Below are 17,689 nucleotides of genomic sequence, written 5' to 3'. Positions count from 1 at the left end.
CGCCCCGGGTCAGCTGTTGAGCGAGGACGTGCGCCGTCGCGGCCTGCGAGAGGGGGCGGCCGTGTGGGAGTTCCCGCGCTGGGAGCCGGCGGCGGGACGCGGCTTGCGGGGCGGGGCGGCGTTCGGAGCGGCGGCGGCGCGGGCCGGCGGGCGGGCGCCGGTGATGCGGGCCAGGTCGGCGTCGCCGGGGCGGACGCGGGAGACGCGGGGGGTGATGCCCGCCTTGGCCATCATGGCGTCCATCTCGCGGCGCTGCTCGGGCAGGACGAGGGTGACCACGGTCCCCGCGTTCCCGGCGCGGGCGGTGCGGCCGCCGCGGTGGAGGTAGTCCTTGTGGTCGGCGGGCGGATCGACGTTGACGACGAGATCGAGCTCGTCGATGTGGATGCCGCGGGCGGCGACGTTGGTGGCGACCAGCACGGTGACGTCCTTGCTGTGGAAGCCGTTCAGCGCGCGGTTGCGCTGCGACTGCGTCTTCCCGCCGTGCATCGCCGCGGCGCTGATCCCGCGGGCGGTCAGCTTGCGGACGAGGCGGTCCGCCTGGTGCTTCTTGCCGACGAACATGATGACGCGGCTCTCGCGGGCCGCGATGTGCACGGTCGTCTCGTGCTTGTCCTCGTCGGCGACGTGCAGCAGGTGGTGCTCCATGGCGGTGACCGCTCCGGCCGGAGGGTCGACCGAGTGGGTGACCGGGTCGCTGAGGAACCGGCGGACGAGCCGGTCGACGCCGCCGTCGAGCGTGGCGGAGAACAGCATCCGCTGCCCGTCCTGCGGAGTCTGCTCCATGAGCCGGGTGACCTGCGGCAGGAAGCCGAGGTCGGTCATCTGGTCGGCCTCGTCCAGCACGGTGGTCCGCACGGCGTCGAGCCGGCAGTCGCCGCGCTCGATCAGGTCGGCGAGGCGCCCGGGGGTGGCGATCAGGACGTCGGCGCCCCGCGCGAGCGCGTTCGCCTGCCGCGCGATCGGCAGGCCTCCGACCACGGTGGTCGTCCGCAGGTCCACGGCGTCCGCGTACGGTTCGAGCGCGGCGGTGACCTGCTGGGCGAGCTCCCGGGTGGGGACCAGGACCAGGGCGAGGGGACGGCGGGGCTGGGCGCGGAGGCCGGCGGTGCGGGCCAGCAGCGCGAGGCCGAACGTGAGCGTCTTGCCCGAGCCGGTGCGTCCCCGGCCGAGGACGTCGCGTCCGGCGAGGGCGTTCGGGAGGGCCGCGGCCTGGATGGGGAACGGCGCGGTCACGCCCTGGCGGACCAGCGTCTCCTGGATCGGGGCGGGCAGCGCCAGCTCGGCGAACGACGCCACGGCGGGGGCCGGGGGCGTGGACTTGGCGGCGGGGGCGGAGGCGGGCGCGGGCTCGGATGCGGGCCTTCGCTGCCCGTCCGCCGGACGGCGGGCGGGACGAGACCGGGAGCCTCGGGCGCTCGATCGAGGGGTGCGGGGCATGGTGAAGCCTTCCTTGGGAGCGGTGCGTGTCAGGGAAGTGCTCCGTCATGCAAGACCCCGGACTCGACGCGAGCCCGGGGGGAGGATTCTCAAGAACGAACCGGGTGCGGCCCAGCGGGGGGTTCCGCCGCGGGCCGGGAGAGAGAGGGCGCGGACCAGGGGCCCGACGCAGAGCGGTGCGCGACCCTCGGGGCCGCGCACCGCCGATACCGCTATCAGGCGGGGACGATGTTCTCCGCCTGCAGGCCCTTCTGGCCCTGCGTGATGTCGAAGGACACCTTCTGGCCCTCCTGGAGCTCACGGAAGCCCTGGGCCGCGATGTTGGAGTAGTGGGCGAAGACGTCGGCGCCGCCGCCGTCCTGCTCGATGAAGCCGAAGCCCTTTTCCGCGTTGAACCACTTGACGGTGCCGGTGGCCATGGTCGTCTCCTTCAGGGTGTGCCCCGTCCGCACACCGTGTGCGGGCGAGGACGCCGCGATGGCCCATCCGGAAGATCCAGAAAAAACAAAAGTGCGCCTGAGGTCACTTCCAACAGGCGCACGCACATGTCTATGGGAACCGCAACTGCCATCTACTGTACCACACGATTTCGGGCGGCCGATCGAGGCGGTGTCCGGCGCGATAATTTACCAGCCTGGTCTGCGAGAAGGCTTCAGGGAACCGCCCGGTACGCGCATAATGAGGTAATGAAACCCACCGGTCCCGCCAGACGGCGACACCTGCCCACCAGCCCCTTCGCGCCTCCGCCCGCCGCCCCGCCGGCCAAGGAGTTCACCCTCGACGACCAGGTCACGCACGACAAGTACGGGCTCGGGCGCGTCCTGGAGGTCGAGCCGGGCAACGCCGTTCTGGTCGACTTCGGGACGCGGAAAGTAAAGATCCTCTCCCCGTTCACGAAGCTTTTCCGGCTCTAGGAAGACCGCCGGAGCCCCCGGCGCGCCAGGGCCCGAAACCACGGGACGGGCGCCGTCGGCCGGGCCCGGACAGGCCTGCGGAGGCCGTTCCCCAGGCGGCGAAGGCGCCGCCGCCGCGTCGGACTCAGCCGGACGACCGCGGTTGCAGGGGCGGCTCGGTGACTCCCGGCGGGGCGCCCGGGAGGCGCGCCCCCGCCACCTCGATCAGCCGGGCGGCCATGTCGGAGAACAGGAGCATCTGGCGCGCGGTCGCCGGGCTGAAGGGCTCCGCGCCGACCCGTCCGAGGACGGCGAGCACTCCCCGCGTGGCCTCCCCCGTCTCCAGCGGCAGGATCAGGATGGGGCCGGCCGGAAGGCCGGTGAGCGTCTGATCGGCGGCGATCCGCGCGGACACGGCCCGGCGGGACGTGAACGCCCGGCCGAGCATCGACCGGCCCCGCCGCACCGTCAACCCGCGGATCCGTTCGCCGCCGGGTCCGTCCGCGACCTCGACCCGCAGCGTGTTGCCGTCCTCGCCCGGAAGGGCGACGAACGCCAGCGGCACGCGCGCCAGTTCCCGGGCCTGCGCCGCCACGAGGGCCAGCATGCCCGGCACGCCGGTTCCGTCCAGGACCACCGCGCTCATCAGCTCGAACGTGGCCGCGAGGCGCCGGCGGTCCGTCTCGCTGGGTGCGGTGCCGGCGGCGCCCCACCCGATCGATCCCGGGTCGCCCGTCATGTCGTCCTCCCGTCCGCCCGCTACGCCCGGGCCTGGCCGCGCGTTCAGGCCGCGGCCGATCGAAGGCGCGCGGCGTCGACGGTGGGGCGGACGGCGAAGACCCGGGCCAGGCCGCTGACCCGCAGGAGCCTGGCCATGTGCGGGCGGGGCGCGGCGAGGACGAGCGCGACGCCCCCCGGTTCCGTGAGGCGGCGGGCGCCGGTGAGCAGAGCCAGCCCGGCGGCGTCGCAGAACGTCACCTCGGACAGGTCGATGACCACGTGGGGTCCCGCGTCGCGCAGTGCGATCTCCAGGGGCTCGCGCAGGGACGGCGCGGAGGAGACGTCGAGGTCGCCGGTGATGGTGATGACGGTGTGTTCCGCGAGCGTCTCGCGGCGCAGCCCGGCCTCAGGGAAGGCGGTGCCTGCGGTATCCATCTGGGGCTCCGATCAGGAGTGTGCGTGTGGCCGGGACCGCTCAGAGACCCGCGGTCGCCGCTCCGCGGCCCGGCCGGGCGGCGGATCCGGCGCCGGAAACGGGCGTCCGTGTTCGAGAGGGACGGTGGAGCGGCGTCATGCGCGCCGGCCTGTCTGGCCTCGGGGAGACCGATCGTCGGAACCAGGGGGACGCCGGCTTGGCCGCCCGCATCGGGAACCTCTGGCTCAACCAGAGTCTACGCCTTCCGGCCCGAGCCCGCCGGAGTCCGCCGCCCGGCCGCCTCGCCGGACGGCCCTTGGGGCGGCACAAGCGAACGGCGCCGCGCTGACCAGCGCCGACGCCGGTGAGCCGCACCCGCCCGCCTGGACGAGCGCGCGGAACGCGCGGCAGGGGAGACAGGGCGTGCGGGCACGGGACACAGGGCGTACGAGGCCCTCGATCCGGGCAGGGGACGCACATGAGCGAAGTGTGGATCTCCGCCGCCGAGGGTGACGACCTGATCCGTGCCGACGCGATCGTGATCATGCGCATGGACAGGACGGGCCGGCTGACCGCGCAGCTCCGCGACGAGGCGAAGGTCAGCGTGACGCTCCTGGAAGGCTCGCCGGGCGGCACCCGCCCGCCCGCGGACTTCCACCGCCAGTTGATCCGGCTGATCGCCGAACTCGCGGACGCCAGCGGTACGCAACTGGTCCGCGCGCGGCACGAGAACGGCGCGTGGCGCTGGACGAGCGAGAGCCTGTAGCCCCGGCGCGGACCCGTCCGGATGCCATCGGCCGGTGGAGAGAAACCAGGAATGTGATCTACGAAACTCTGTAGCAGCCGATGTAGATTTTCGAGCCGGGACCGGGTAGTGTTCCTTCCATCGAAGAGAGACGGGTCCATGAGAAGCGGCAGAGGACGAACTGCCGGTACGGATGGATGACACCGGCCGGGCGTGCCGGGGCCAGCGCAGTGGAAGGGGCCTCGGCAGCCGGTCGGACCGGTGGCGGACGAGCCGCCGGCTGTAGTGGTGAACAGCAAGAACGCAGTACCGCAACACAAGGAAGTACCGCAACACAACGAAGTACCGCAACACAACGAAGTACCCGAACACGCAGTACAGGTAGTGATGTCGAGGAAAGGAGGGATCGGCGCCATCGGGATCGCCCGCAGCAGGCTCCAGTCACGCCGCGCGGGTACCGCAGTTCCCCGGATTGGACGGTGGTCTACGGTCACGCATACGCGATCCCCGCGTCCCCGCCTCTTGTGCGGCCGACGCGGAAGACCGGCTCAGCAAGGCCGGTAGATGGTGTTGTACCTCTGGGCCCCGGCGCCGCAGTCTGGCGTCGGGGCCCCTTGCCGTCGCCGCCTTCCGATTTCCCGGCAGTACGGAAGGTTTTGTGAAAGCACTCCACATGACTCAGACCGGCGACCAGCCCGGCGGCCCCGACCGGCCCGACGACTCCGCGGCGCTTGAGGACAAGTTCGACGACGAGGACTACCCCGCCTACAGCATGGGCCGCGCCGCCGAGATGCTGGGCGTGACCCCGGCGTTCCTCCGCAGTCTCGACACCGCCCGGTTGATCGTCCCGCAGCGCTCGTCCGGCGGGCACCGCCGCTACTCCCGCTACCAGCTGCGCCTGGCGCAGCGCGCCCGCGACCTGATCGACCAGGGCACCCCCCTGGAGGCGGCCTGCCGCATCATCATCCTCGAAGACCAGCTCGCCGAGGCCCAGCGCATCAACGCCCGGCTGCGGGAGGGCCGGCCCGAGGGCGGGACGCCGCGCCCGCCGGCCTAGGGACGGACGACCGCCCGAGCCGCGGGGCGTGATCGCAGGCGCTCTCGCCGCGACGTGACGCAGACCGGACGCATGCGCGAGATGCGCCCTGTTCCGGAGGTGTGCCGGTCGGAGGGCTTCCCCTCCGGCCCGCCCCGGATCGTCCGTATGCCCATGCATTGGCATTCGCAATTTGTGATGCACAAATTCGCTATCTCGACGTACTTCAGATTCGTCACCCGGTATGCGTCACCTGACACGATTGAACAAATCTGAACGCGTGCGAACTTGTTTGTTTTCGCAGGTCATTCGGGTGTGATGTTTAGTTTGGTGTAGGCGTTCCGACATGCACCACTTCGTCCGAGTTGAGATGCGGGTGAGATGTGCTGCTTGTCGGTCGCGCGGTCTATGCTCCCGATACCGAGGCGGATCAATGCCCGTGGTGAACCGGATGTCGGCGCCACCGGCCCGCTCTTCGGAAATCACGCTCGGCCACCGACGAAGACAAGGATGTGTAATGGAGCTCATCCAGCCAACGCTCGCGAGTTCGGCACGGGCCCCGCGGAATCCAGCAGGGGCAAGGCCGGCGGGAGGTCGATGACAGACGCGCCGGTTCACACCCGACCTGCTCATGAGCCGCTTGCTACGGGCGCCGGGCAAGAGCCCTCGCGATGTCGAGGCGTTCCTGGCGGAGACCCATCCCGGCGCGGACGCCCACACCCGGCTGCACGCTCTGATCTGCTGCGTCTACCACGCTCCCCTCTTCGAGGGGCGGGGCAGCAGGCAGACGGTCGCCGGCAAGGCGGCGGCGCGAGGCGTCACCTCCGCCAAGCTCCGCCAGATCGTCGCCGGTGACCTCACCGGCATCACGTGGTCGGCGCTGGAGGCCGTCCTGACGGCGTGCGGTGCCTTCCAGGCCGACATCGCGGTCGCCCAGGAGCTGTTCAACCAGGTCCAGACCGCCGATCCGCACACGATCCCGCCGGCCAAGGCCGCGCCCCTGGTCGATCCGCTGGACGACTGGGCCCCCGTCCAGCCTCCTCGCCGGCCCCGTTCCTCCCGCACCGAACCGGCCGGCCCGCCACCGTGGGCCTGGCCGGAGGAGAACCCCCGGCCGGACACCCCGGCCGAAGCGGTGCCGAACGGACCGGCCCCCGCCAAGACATCCGTTCCCACACCAGCGCAGGACGCGGCGCCCGACGCAGAGAGCACAGGTACCGGGAGCACGGGCTCCGCAGGCGCGAGTGCCGGGTCGTCGGTGCGATGCGGTCCGGACGTGCCGGGGTGCATCGCCGCCGCCGGAGGCACGACCGCAGGCGGCGCGGACGTCGAATGCCAGGACGCGACCGAGGCGGCGACCCCGGCGGCGCAGGCCCCCGTTTCTTCGGCGGGAACCGCGAAGGCCGATCACGCAGAGATAGAGGTCGACCCGTGGACGGCCGGTGACCCCGGCGGGTTCGTGGCGTTGATGCGGAAGTTCCGCCTGCTCAAGGGCGAGCGGCCCTACCGCGAGATGGCCAAGGTCTGCGCCCGGCATCCGGCGGTGCCGCGGCCCTACGCGTTCGCCAGCTTCTGCACCATCGGCAAGAACGGGAAGCTGCCGCGTCACGACCTGGTCCGCGCCTACATCGCCGGGGCCGGAGGCACCGACGCCGAGATCGACCAATGGCTCAAGGCCCACGCCCGGCTGGCGATCCGGCCGGGCGGCGCCTCCTCCGCGGACGAGGCATGACCGGCCGTTCGCCAGTCCCGAGATAGACGGGAGCCTTCTCGCGCCCACAAGCGCAGCGAGAAGGCCCCGCCCGGATCGCCGCCTCGTCGCACCGAGGCGACGGCTCCTTTTCATCGAGAAACCCACCGCATGCCAGAAAGGCAGGTTCTCTTCATGCCCACCCTAATCCCGCGACTCCGCGAACCAATGACCACCGTCGGACACTTCGCTCCACCGCCGGTCTGGCGTAAGAGCAGCCGCTCGTTGGGCGGCACCGACTGCGTCGAGACCGCGCGTCTGGACTCGATCGGCCACACGGTCGGGATCCGCGACAGCAAGGACCCGTCCGGCCCGCACATCGCCATCACCTCTGCCCGGTGGCGGCTTCTGGCCGAGCAGATCAAGCAAGGCCGGCACGACATTCCCTAGAACGACACCACTCGGCTTTCCACCGGGTCCCTACGCCCGGCCCCGGTGGAAAGCCGTCGGGCGAAGCGCGCACCGCGGCTCGCCCGCCGGAAAGGGAGGTCAGGGGAGGCGGGTGAAGCGGTGGGCGGCGTGGAGGAGGGCCGCGGTCGTCAGGGCGGCCATCAGGGCGCATTCGAGGACGAGCGGCGGATGCCAGGAGCCCAGGGCCAGGGGGCGGAACAGGTGGTGCGGGGCGTCCGGCAGGTAGGCGGTGATGGTGCGGCGCATCACGTCGACGGCGTAGGTGAGCGGGTTCGCCAGCGCCAGGCCCTTCATCCAGACGGGCATCGCGCTCAGCGGGAAGAACGCGCCGGACAGGAACACCATCGGGGCCATGATCACGGTCAGGACGGTCCCGAAGGTCTGCGGTCGGCGGAGGATGGTGGACAGCAGGACGCTCAGGACGGTCATGGCCAGCGAGACCAGGACCAGTTCGCCCAGCAGGAGGGCGATCAGGGCGCCGTCGAGGGGGACGCCGACCGGGGCGGCGGCGGCCAGGAGGATGGCGGCCTGGCAGGTGGCCACCGTGGTCCCTCCCAGGCACTTGCCGACCAGGAGCGACGCGCGGCTGACCGGGCCCGCGAGCATCTCGCGCAGGAAGCCGCCCTGCCGGTCCCACATGATCGAGGTGCCGGTGGCGAGCGCGGGCCCCTGCGCGGCCGTCACCAGCGCGCCCGAGAAGAGGAAGAGCTGGTAGGCGTCGCCGCTCGGGCCGGGCATCAGGTTCGACAGGCCGGTGCCGAGGACGAACAGGAAGATCAGCGGCTGGACCAGGGAGAGGGCGGCTCCGACGCGGTCGCGCCGGAAGTGCAGCATCTCGCGCCGCCACACCATCCCCAGGGCGCGCAGCTCGGCGCGGAGCCCGCCCCTGCCCGGCTCGGCCGCCGACTGGACCCGCATCGGGCGGGCGGACGGCTCCGGCGGGGCCTCGTCGCGGATCCGGTGCCCGGTGTGGTGCAGGAAGACGTCGTCCAGGCTGGGCGGGGTGACCCGCGCCTCGTACACGGGGACGTCGAGCTCGGTGAGCAGCCGCGGCAGCACCCGGGCGCCGTCGGGGACCTGGAGGCGCAGCCCGTGGCGGTCGCGGGTCACGTCCAGGCCGAGGCGCTCGGCGATCAGCGCCGCCGCGGCCGCGTCGTCGCCGGTGCGCAGTTGCACCCGGTCGGCGCCCAGCACCGACTTCAGCTCGGCGGGGCTGCCCTGCGCGACGATCCGGCCCGCGTCGATGATCGCGATGCGGTCGCACTGCTCGGCCTCTTCGAGGTGGTGGGTCGTCAGGAAGAGGGTGACGGACTCGGTCTCGCACACGTGCCGCAGGTGGCGCCAGACCTGGGCGCGGGCGTTCGGGTCCAGCCCGATCGTCGGCTCGTCCAGGAAGAGGATCTGCGGGCGGTGCAGCAGCGCGCGGGCGATCTCCAGGCGGCGGCGCATGCCGCCGGAGAAGGTGTGCACGGCGCGGTCGCGGCAGTCGGTCAGCCCGACCAGGGCGAGCGTTTCCTCGATGCGCGCCGCCACCTGCCCGGGCGGGACGTTGTACAGGTCGGCGTGGAACCGCAGGTTCTCGGCCGCGGTCAGCTGGACGTCCAGGGTCGACTCCTGGAAGATCAGCCCGATCCGGCGGCGCGCCGCGGCGGCGTCCGTCCGCGTGTCGTGGCCGGCGATCTCGATCCGGCCGGACGTGGGCACCGCCAGCGTGCACAGCATCGCGATCGTGGTGGTCTTGCCCGCCCCGTTGGGTCCGAGGAAGCCGAAGCTCTCGCCGGGAGGGATCGTCAGGTCGAGCCCGGCCACCGCCTCGACGCCGGGGTACCGCTTGCGCAGCCCGACCGCCCGGATCGCGGGCGTCGCCGCGGCGGGTGCGGCCGCGCCGGGCGCGGCGGTGGCGGGACGCGCCGTCACGACCGGCCCGCGATGGCGTCGAGCCAGGTGTCGGGGACGTGGCAGCCGAAGCTCCACCGGTGCCGGGGCGTCGGGTTGACGATGCAGTGCCAGAACAGGCGCTCCGGGTCCTGCTCCACCTTGAAGAACCGCGCCAGCCGGGGACGTTCCCGCAGGGTGACCAGCTCGGCGGTCTCCGGGTGCTGGTAGCGGAAGAACGAGGTGTGCTCGGCGTCGGGGAAGGGCTCGTCGAAGTCGATCAGGTACATGCGCCACCCCGGCTGGTCCTCGTTGGTGTGCCACAGCCGGTAGCTGGACGGCGGGTACCACAGGTTGCCGGACAGCCTGACCTCGCCGCCGAAGACCTTCTCCAGCGCGTCCACCAGCCGGATCTTGGCCGCGTAGTAGTCCTCGTAGTCCGCGTGGTCGGTGTGGGAGTCCAGGTTGACGAGGTGGAAGTCGCGCCGGCGCCGGGTGTCCAGCGCGGCGCGCCACCGCCGGTACTCCGGGCTGTTCGGGGCCAGGGAGGTGGAGCGCAGGTCGTCCGCGCTGAACTCGGCGTCGAACTCCGCGAGGTCGACCGTGGACGGCTTGATCTTCAGCGCGGGCAGCACGTCGAGCACGGCGTCGAACCCGGGAAGGTCGGCCATGTCGTACTCGTAGTGGTAGAACGCGGTCGCTTCCGTGGTGGGCGCCGCCGTGGCGGGCGCCGCCTCCGATGCGGCCGCGCCGGGCTTCGGGCCGGCCGTCTTCTCGGACGCCGCCTCGGGCGCGGCCTCGGAGAAGTCCGGCGAGGACGACGCCGCCGCGAGGTCCCGGGCGTCGAACAGGTAGCCGTGCGCCCGGCCGAGGCGGACCATCTCCGCGACCGCGGTCATGGCCTTCATCTGCTGCCTGATCCCGGTGTCGTGGACGGCGAACCGCAGGAACGCCGCGCAGGATTCGACGGACATAGGTCAGTTCACTCCTCAGATCGACGCGGGCGGGGGGTCCAGCAGGAGCGCCGAGGGGACCCGCTCCGGATGGGCCAGCCGCAGGAAGTGCATTCCGAACCCGGACATGCCGAGCATCAGCCCGGGGAAGAACCCGGTGGCGGACGCGGGCGGGGCGTCCTCCAGGTTGCGCCACTGCGCCTGCACCTGGACGTTGGCCTCCAGGCGGAACGCGGGCTCGTCCGCCAGCAGGGCGAACCGCAGGAACAGCTCGGCGTTGCCGGACCGGCCATGGCACAGCGAGTCGTTCATGAGGCGGGGGAAGTTGCGCATCGTCGCCGTGAGCGCGCTCCTCGCCTCGGTGAGCACCGCGTCGTCGTCCTTGCCGAGCGCCGCCCAGCTCTGGATGCGGCTCAGCCCGATGCCCGCCGCGCCGTTGCACCAGGCGTTGGCGTAGTGGCGTCCCTCCCAGAGCATTCCGCCGGGGAACTCGCGCAGGTCGTACCAGTCCTGCGCGCTCTGGTCGAAGTGGAGCGCCTCGTAGGCGAAGGCGCGCCGCCCCGCCGAGACGTACTCGGCCCGGTCCGTGAGCCGGCCCAACGTGATCAGCGCCCAGCCGACACCGCCGGCGCCGTGGGACAGCCCGGTCAGGTTGGCCCCGGCGGCGCCGAGGTCGGAGCCGGGCCAGGACAGGGTGTCGCCCTCGGCCTCCGCGCGGCGCAGCAGATGCGCGGCGCAGTGGTGCGCCTGCTCCAGGCCCCGCCCGTCCGCCACGCCGGCCAGGCCGATCAGCACCGGGATGAGCCCGGCCGCGCCGTGGAAGACGTCCAGGTGGTGGTCCCCGTCGATGCGCCCGGCCAGCTCGTCGCTGAGTTCGAGGGCGTGGTCGAGCAGGGGGCGCTCGCCCCACAGGCGGTACAGGTGCGTGAGGACGTAGATCATGCCGCCGAGGCCGGTGAAGGCCCCGATGCGCCGCCGCTCCCAGGCGGCGACGGCGTGGTCGAGCGCCCGCCGCGCCGCCGCGCGGAACTCGGGCCGCGGGTCGAGGGCGTCGAGGTAGGCGAGGAACAGCGCGATGCCGCCCGAGCCGTTGTAGAGGTCGCCCTCGATGTCGACCTCGTCCCGCCCGTCGGGAGTGATCACGAAGGACGTCCAGGGGGCGGGGGCGCCCGGCTCGCGGAGCATCGCGCAGAGCTGCTCCCCGAGCGCGGCCGCGCGCCCGACGCACGTCTCGGCGAAGTCGGCGCTGGTGACGTCGCCGCCGGACAGCCCGGCGGCGATGTACTGGCGCTGCTGGGCGCGGTTCCGCGTCGACAGGCCTCTGATCCGCGAAGCGGCGTGGTCGAGCGGGCTCGTCTCCAGGTCCGCGCCGACCGCGGACGCGTGGTCGTGGACGAGCCCGGTGCTCCCCGCCTCGACGCTGAACAGCGGGACGTCCCGGCGCCACATCGACGCGACCTCCCAGTCGGGGAGGGCCGCGTCCTGGTCCCACTTGCGCGGGAAGGTGCGCACGGTCTCGATCAGCAGGTCGGCCTCCAGCGGCTCCAGCAGGCAGCGGGGGTGCAGGGCGGCCGCGAGCAGCTGCGAGTAGACCTGGGTGCTCCAGTTGACGAAGCGCACGCCCGAGCCGGAGAACAGCTCGCGGACGCAGTCGGTCGCCTCGTCGGGCCGCCGCCGGAACCACTCGTAGACCTGGTCGAACCCGGACCCGATGGCGTCGACGAAGTCCTCGGCGTGCGTCAGCTCGTCCCCGACGAAGATCCGGTTCGAGGCCCCCGGGTCGACCCGCACCCCTTCGCGGTAGCTGACGGACGAGGCGAACGACACGGCGCGGTCGACCTGCGGCACCGGCATCGGCATCTCGTAACCGCCGCCGCCGGTGTACCCGCTGATCCGCATCTCGCCCTCGGGCGCCGCGCCGCTCCTCGGCCACTCGATCAGGCCGGTCCTGAAGACCGAGTCCATCAGGGTCCCGGACGGGCGCGGCCACCCCTTGGGCAGCGCCCCGAGCACCGTCTCGCAGTCGCAGATGAAGGCGTGGCCGTCCGCGACGAGGACGTTCTCGAAGTGCAGGTCGCCGCCGCCCAACACGTAGAAGATCGCCAGGTAGCCGCCGAGTTCGGCGTAGACGCGCTCGGCCTCCTCACGGGTGGCGACCCGGTTGCGCCCCGGCGGGATCAGCGCCTCGAAGCCGTAGCCGTCCTTGGGGAGCACGGCCCGCTCGGCGTAGTCGAGGACGCCGTCGTCGCGCAGCCGCGCCAGCAGCCCCTGGAACCCGGCCTCGCCCTCAAGGCCGCGGGGCTTGTAGACCACGGACTCGTGCGCGCCGTCCGCGAGCTCGACCTCGACGATCGCGACGCTGCGGCCCCCGGCGTGGTGGTCGGAGCGGCCGAGCCGCGCGGTGCGCACGGCCGCGACGGGCCGCCCGAAGAACGCCTCGGACAGCTCGGCGGCGCCGTCGCGAAGCCTGCCGATCATCTGGGCGCCGTGCTCGGCGAGCTGCCCGGTCGTCTGGGCGAGCCAGCGGCCCAGCAGGGGGAACTCCAGGTAGAAGCGGTGGTAGGCGGCGGCGTCGGCGAACGTCTTGTCGAGGTAGGCGAGGTAGTCGTCGCGGGTGGCGGCCGCCGGGTCGATCCCGTGCAGCCGGCAGTGCACCTTCGCGTCGGTCTCCACCGCCCAGGCCAGCGCCAGCTCGAACCGGTCGAGCAGGTAACCCTGGAAGTCGGTCACCAGCCGGGAGTCGACGCGGACCGCGGACGCGCCGGCGTCGATCGCCCGGGTCAGGCGGTGGCCGAGCTCCACCAGGAAGGGCTCGCAGGCGGTCGCGAGCCGGCCGTGGTAGACGTCGTCCGCGCGCCAGTCCGCCGCCGCGAACGCCTCGTCGCCGGGGTCGAACCCCTCCAGCGTCTCCCGGTAGACGGGCAGCCAGCCCTGGTGCAGGTCGGCCAGCATCCGGCCCAGCGGGCTCCCGGGGTCGGCGAGACCGAGTTCGTGCGCGCGGTAGGCCCGCAGGTTCTCGCGCAGCGACTCCTCGGTGTGGCGCTCCGGTCGCGGGCTGGTCTCCGCGCCGAACTTGGCGGCCAGCTTGGCGGCCAGCCGGTCGATCCTCCAGGCGTCGAAGGCCTCCAGCGGCTCCGCGCCGGACGGCGGGCCGAGGGCGGACACGATCCGGATCCGCTCGGACAGGTTCGCGGCCCGGGCCGCGAGGTCCACGGGAAAGGTCGGCTTCACTCGGGCGGGCTCCTCGCCTGGGAAAGTTCGGGGTGATGGGCCGATGGCTTCGGCCCATCGGTGCTTCCGCGAGCCCGGCGCTACGGCCGGGCGCTAACGCCGAGGCGTTACTTGGTGCTTCCGTCGCACGCGAAGGTGAACGGCCCCGAGCTGCACGTGGACGCGCAGGCGTAGGCGTCGACGGCGGCGACGCCCTCGGTCCAGTAGCCCAGCGAGGCGGTGTCCGGCTGCGCGACGGCGGCGGGGACGGCGGCGGCGGGCACCCCGAACCGTCCCGCTCCGGCGAGCAGTTCCGTGCGGATGTCGGCGTCGGCGGCGGCGTGCCGCAGAATCGTGCTGGGTGACATTTCTTCCTCCTGGTTCGTTGCTGTTCACTCGACCGTTCGAGGCGCCAGCCTGATGCCGAGTCGGCGCTCGGCCTCCTGGAACTCCTCGACGGCGATGTCCATGCTCGGCTTGTCGTTCTGCCAGTCGATCAACTCCCTTTCCTCGGGGGAAATGCCGACCCGAGTCCAGAAGAACTCGAGCCAGGTCTTGGTGGCCTGCGGGTGGAGGTCGCGGATCGGCTCGACACCGTCCGGGAACTCCTCGTTGCGGACGTCGAGCGCGAGCCTGAGCATCTCGCGCGCCTTTCCGTCCGGGGGCAGCACCGAGCACAGGACCATCAGGAACTGGATCTGGCGGACGGTCTCGATGCCCTTGTGCTTCGTCAGGTCGCTGGGCGGCTTCGGGCCAGACCTCACGGCTCACCCTCCTTGCGTTCTCGGCCGCCGGACGCGCAATTCTTCGGTGCCATTCGAGCGGCCCGCGGGACGGACATCAGGAAAACTCTGCGTGCGCATTCCTTTACGCAGAGTGACCATAACAAGGGGGTGCGGGACAGGTCAATGGCGAGAAAGTCGGCCGCGCCGATCCGCCGATACCGGGAGAACGGGCCAATTCGACGGCCGTTTAGAGGCTTCCAGCCCGCTATGCGAGTACTTCACCTGACCGCCGCGGTCAGGTTTCAGTTCCCCGGGGAGACCCTTCCACTTCCCGGCCTCGGCCCGCCGGGGGAGTCTCGCGGCGACCCTCCGCCGCCGGGCCGCGCCCCCGGACGGCGGGCGGCGCATCGCCCGAATGGTGCGCGCCGAAGTTGCTCGGATCCGGTGTGCATCCTCGCTTTCGAGGAAGAAAACCCCGTTCGTCCCGGCCGATATCCCGAGCTTCCGAAAATGCCTGGAACGGTCCCTATGAAAACCTTCTGAAAGATCCGGTGAAGGTAGTGGTGCGACCACCCCTCGGATACGGTCGGCCGATCAACAGTTACCCGAAAGGCTGACCGTGCCGGACACCATCTGGGGCCTGCCCGTCCACCCGCTCATCGTCCATCTTGTGGTCTTTCTGGTTCCGCTGACCGTGGTGGCCGCCCTGGCGGTGACGCTTTGGCCCAAGGCGCGGCGACCGGGGGCTCCCTGGGTTCTCGGCCTGGCCACCATCGCCCTGATAACGATCCCCCTGGCCACCGACAGCGGCGAACACCTGGAGGAGCAAGTCCCCCGCTCTTCCCTGGTGGAAGAGCACGCGGAACTGGGAGACACCCTGCTGCCGCTGGTGGCCACGCTCTGGGTGGCGCTCGCCGTCATCGTCGCCATCGGTTTCCACGTCCGGCGGAAGACGGAACGACCGCCGAACTGGACCAAGGCGGTGACCCTTGTGGCCGTGGTCATCGCGGTCGGCGCGGCGGTCGTCTCGGGCGTGCAGGTGGTCCGGATCGGGCACAGCGGCGCGAAGGCCGTCTGGAGCGATGTGGGCAAGGGTCAGGGCGACTGATACGCCTTGGGCAGCCGCATGCCGCGCTCGGCCATGATCCGGCGTACGCGGTCGGGGTAGTCGGTGATGACGCCGTCCACGCCCATGTCCATCAGGGCCTCGACGGTGGCGGGGTCGTCGCAGGTCCACGGGATGACCTTCAGGCCCCGGGCGTGGGCCCGCGACACCATCGCGCGGTCGGGGTAGAAGCGGAACCCGGGGTCGCCGACCTGGCCGTTCTGCGGGAACCCGTAGTTGGGCGACAGGGCGGTGACCCCCCTGACGGCGGCGGCGGCCCTCACGAAGTCGCCCCCGTAGTCGTCGACGTCGAGGCCGCCCAGCCAGGGAGAGGCGCCGGGCCGGCCGACCTGGAGGAAGTCGTAGTTCGTCAGCGCCACCAGCGGCCATCTCGGCGCGAGCCGGTGCATGCGCTCCAACGCGCCCCAGTCGAAGGACTGGATGGTGACCTGCCGCTCGATCCCTGACGCGCGGATCTCCTCGAAGACCCGGCGGACGAACAACTCGCGCGGCGCGGTCTGGTCGGGCGCCCCCGCCTCGACCTTGGTCTCGATGTTGAGCTTGACCTGCTTGGCGCGGTAGCGCTTGACCAGGTCCAGCACGTCCTTGAGCTCGACCATCCGGAAGCCGTGGACGACCTCCTGCTCGGGGAAGCCGGGCAACTGCCGGTATCCGCAGTCCATCGTCCTTATCTGGGCCAGTGTCAGATCCTTGATGTACTTGCCGACGTAGGGGTACATCGGGTCGCCGGGGGCGACCGGACCGGTGTCGCGGCATTTCTGGGCGCTGATCTGCCGGTCGTGGTTGACGACGACCTTCTGGTCCTTCGTGACGTGGGTGTCGAGCTCCAGGGTGCTGACCCCCAGGCGCATCGCCTTGCCGAACCCTTCCAGCGACTCCTCCGTCGTCATGCCGAGGCCGCCACGGTGGGCCTGTAGATCGAACTGGGTCTTCTGAGGAAGTACCCCGGGGCCTCCGGCGGTCGCCGCGCGGGCGGGCGCCGGCGCGGCGACCGCGGACGCGAGGGCCAGGCTCGTCAGGACAAGGCGCACGGACATCGAGACCTCCGCTCCGTCGTGCTCCGATCAACTCCCGCGACGCTAGACCGGGGCCCGGCACCCGTGGTTGACGTGGCGTGATGGCCTCATGAACTCGCGAAGGACACGAGCCGGATCACCCTCCATGCCGAACGCGTCGCCCGCCCGACCGGACGCCCCGGCCGGAAGGAATCCGCTCGGCGTGCCGTAGGGGCGTCGCTCAGCGAAACCGCGAAGCCCACCTCTGCGATTTGGATAGGTTTGCCTTTTGCCCGAGACGTGATCGTCAGTACCCAGAAAGGTGCGCCCTGTGCAGGAGCAGCCGAGGCGGACGCGACTGCCCAGCGGTGGCGAGCCGCTCCGGCCCGGCGACCCGCCGGCCATCGGGGAGTACGAGGTGGTCGGACGGCTGGGGGAGGGCGGCATGGGCGCCGTCTACCTGGCCCGGGACGGCGGCGGGCGACACGTCGCGATCAAGGTGATCCGCGCGGAGCTGGCGGCCGACGAGGGATTCCGGGCCCGGTTCCGCGACGAGGTGCGCAACGCCCGCCGGGTGGCCTCGTTCTGCACGGCGAAGGTGCTGGACCACGGTGAGGAGGCCGGGCGGCCCTACCTGGTCACCGAGTACGTGGACGGCACCCCGCTGGACGCCTACATGGAGACCGGAGGGGCGCTGCCGGACGGCACCCTGAACGGCGTCGCGGTGGGGGTGGCCGCGGCGCTGACCGCGATCCACGCCGCCGGGCTGATCCACCGTGACCTCAAGCCGCCCAACGTGATCCTGTCGGTGTCGGGTCCGCGGGTGATCGACTTCGGTATCGCCAAGGCCGCCGACGCGCCCTCCGGGCACACGCTGGCGGGGTTCGTCGTCGGCACGCCGGGGTGGATGGCGCCCGAGCAGGTGATGCTCGGCGAGGTGTCCACGGCCGCCGACGTCTTCGCGTGGGGCTGCCTGGTGGCCTTCGCCGGGACCGGACGCCACCCGCACGGCACGGGCACGGTCATGACGATGGCGGCCCGCGCCGAGAACGGCGAGCACGACCTGACCGGCCTGGCCGAGCCGCTGCGGACGCTCGTCGAGCGGGCCCTGAACCCCGACCCGGCGCGCCGTCCGGAGGCGCAGGAGCTGCTGCTCGAACTGGTCTCCGGCGCGTCGCCCGGGGCGGCCTCGCCCAGCGCGGCCCAGGCCGCGGTCGACGCCGCGCTGACCCGGAACTGGCAGGCCGACGCGCTGCCCCCGCCCTGGATCCCGCCGTCCCCGCCGCGGGGCGTGCAGCCCCGGACCCGGGTCTACGAGCCCGCCCCGCCGCCGCTGGTTCCGGCGCAGCCGGGGCCCATGCCGCCGCCGCCCGCGGCGCCTTCGACGCCGCCGCC

The 17,689-nt window shown here is 72.1% G+C and carries 17 protein-coding genes; 7 read left to right on the top strand and 10 right to left on the bottom strand.

The window, feature by feature from the left end; genetic code table 11:
• Nucleotides 1–9: 9 nt before the first annotated feature.
• Both ABD944_RS33010 and ABD944_RS33005 read right to left on the bottom strand, forming a co-directional pair.
• Nucleotides 10–1,440: a DEAD/DEAH box helicase gene (locus ABD944_RS33010; protein ID WP_345183418.1), complete on the bottom strand. Its 1,431-nt coding sequence runs from the start codon at nt 1,438–1,440 to the stop codon at nt 10–12.
• Between the two features lie 215 nt (nt 1,441–1,655).
• Nucleotides 1,656–1,859: a cold-shock protein gene (locus ABD944_RS33005; protein WP_024936225.1), complete on the bottom strand. Its 204-nt coding sequence runs from the start codon at nt 1,857–1,859 to the stop codon at nt 1,656–1,658.
• A 267-nt stretch (nt 1,860–2,126) separates the two neighbouring features.
• On the opposite strand from ABD944_RS33005, the gene ABD944_RS33000 reads away from it, so the two are divergent.
• A complete protein-coding gene (locus tag ABD944_RS33000; protein WP_345183416.1) occupies nt 2,127–2,354 on the top strand; it encodes a hypothetical protein in 228 nt (75 codons plus the stop codon).
• A gap of 124 nt (nt 2,355–2,478) precedes the next feature.
• On the opposite strand, the gene ABD944_RS32995 is transcribed toward ABD944_RS33000, so the two are convergent.
• Nucleotides 2,479–3,072, bottom strand: a complete 594-nt coding sequence (locus ABD944_RS32995; RefSeq protein ID WP_345183413.1) for a GAF domain-containing protein — start codon at nt 3,070–3,072, stop codon at nt 2,479–2,481.
• Nucleotides 3,073–3,116: 44 nt separating this feature from the next.
• Nucleotides 3,117–3,488 carry an STAS domain-containing protein gene (locus ABD944_RS32990; RefSeq protein WP_345183411.1) on the bottom strand — a complete coding sequence of 124 codons (372 nt, stop codon included), beginning with the start codon at nt 3,486–3,488 and terminating at the stop codon, nt 3,117–3,119.
• A 458-nt stretch (nt 3,489–3,946) separates the two neighbouring features.
• On the opposite strand from ABD944_RS32990, the gene ABD944_RS32985 reads away from it, so the two are divergent.
• The 4 genes from ABD944_RS32985 to ABD944_RS32970 all read left to right on the top strand — a co-directional run bounded on the left by ABD944_RS32985 (nt 3,947) and on the right by ABD944_RS32970 (nt 7,389).
• Nucleotides 3,947–4,234: a hypothetical protein gene (locus ABD944_RS32985; RefSeq protein ID WP_345183408.1), complete on the top strand. Its 288-nt coding sequence runs from the start codon at nt 3,947–3,949 to the stop codon at nt 4,232–4,234.
• A gap of 652 nt (nt 4,235–4,886) precedes the next feature.
• Entirely contained in the window at nt 4,887–5,270 is a 384-nt protein-coding gene (locus tag ABD944_RS32980; protein ID WP_345183405.1) for a MerR family transcriptional regulator, read from the top strand.
• Nucleotides 5,271–5,880: 610 nt separating this feature from the next.
• Nucleotides 5,881–6,981 (top strand): hypothetical protein, encoded by a 1,101-nt coding sequence (locus ABD944_RS32975; protein WP_345183402.1) that lies wholly within the window; start codon nt 5,881–5,883, stop codon nt 6,979–6,981.
• Nucleotides 6,982–7,167: 186 nt separating this feature from the next.
• Nucleotides 7,168–7,389 carry a DUF397 domain-containing protein gene (locus ABD944_RS32970; protein ID WP_345183399.1) on the top strand — a complete coding sequence of 74 codons (222 nt, stop codon included), beginning with the start codon at nt 7,168–7,170 and terminating at the stop codon, nt 7,387–7,389.
• Nucleotides 7,390–7,488: 99 nt separating this feature from the next.
• Here ABD944_RS32970 and ABD944_RS32965 read toward each other — a convergent pair whose 3' ends face one another.
• The 5 genes from ABD944_RS32965 to ABD944_RS32945 form a co-directional block, all read right to left on the bottom strand.
• Nucleotides 7,489–9,327, bottom strand: coding sequence for an ATP-binding cassette domain-containing protein (locus tag ABD944_RS32965; RefSeq protein WP_345183397.1), 1,839 nt, complete (start codon nt 9,325–9,327; stop codon nt 7,489–7,491).
• A complete protein-coding gene (locus tag ABD944_RS32960; protein WP_345183394.1) occupies nt 9,324–10,259 on the bottom strand; it encodes a Nif11-like leader peptide family natural product precursor in 936 nt (311 codons plus the stop codon). Before ABD944_RS32960 ends, ABD944_RS32965 begins: the two co-directional genes overlap by 4 nt.
• Before the next feature lie 15 nt (nt 10,260–10,274).
• Nucleotides 10,275–13,469 (bottom strand): type 2 lanthipeptide synthetase LanM family protein, encoded by a 3,195-nt coding sequence (locus ABD944_RS32955; RefSeq protein WP_345183392.1) that lies wholly within the window; start codon nt 13,467–13,469, stop codon nt 10,275–10,277.
• Nucleotides 13,470–13,576: 107 nt separating this feature from the next.
• Nucleotides 13,577–13,816, bottom strand: a complete 240-nt coding sequence (locus ABD944_RS32950) for a cinnamycin family lantibiotic (RefSeq protein ID WP_185028960.1) — start codon at nt 13,814–13,816, stop codon at nt 13,577–13,579.
• A 24-nt stretch (nt 13,817–13,840) separates the two neighbouring features.
• Nucleotides 13,841–14,212 (bottom strand): DurN family substrate-assisted peptide maturase, encoded by a 372-nt coding sequence (locus ABD944_RS32945; RefSeq protein ID WP_345183385.1) that lies wholly within the window; start codon nt 14,210–14,212, stop codon nt 13,841–13,843.
• 580 nt (nt 14,213–14,792) lie between these two features.
• Here ABD944_RS32945 and ABD944_RS32940 point away from each other — a divergent pair.
• Nucleotides 14,793–15,281 (top strand): DUF2231 domain-containing protein, encoded by a 489-nt coding sequence (locus tag ABD944_RS32940; RefSeq protein WP_345183382.1) that lies wholly within the window; start codon nt 14,793–14,795, stop codon nt 15,279–15,281.
• Here ABD944_RS32940 and ABD944_RS32935 read toward each other — a convergent pair.
• The gene (locus tag ABD944_RS32935; RefSeq protein ID WP_345183380.1) at nt 15,269–16,336 is read right to left on the bottom strand and encodes a glycerophosphodiester phosphodiesterase family protein; all 1,068 of its coding nucleotides are present in this window, start codon (nt 16,334–16,336) and stop codon (nt 15,269–15,271) included. The two genes, ABD944_RS32940 and ABD944_RS32935, sit on opposite strands and share 13 nt — an antisense overlap.
• 289 nt (nt 16,337–16,625) lie before the next feature.
• Between ABD944_RS32935 and ABD944_RS32930 the strand changes: the two genes are divergently transcribed.
• Nucleotides 16,626–17,689, top strand: a 1,064-nt coding sequence (locus ABD944_RS32930; RefSeq protein ID WP_345183378.1) for a serine/threonine-protein kinase, incomplete at its 3' end; no start/stop codon positions are given.

The sequence above is a fragment of the Actinomadura verrucosospora genome (genome assembly GCF_039540335.1).
GTDB classification, from domain to species: domain Bacteria; phylum Actinomycetota; class Actinomycetes; order Streptosporangiales; family Streptosporangiaceae; genus Spirillospora; species Spirillospora verrucosospora.
This window is presented reverse-complemented; position numbering and strand designations above follow the sequence as displayed.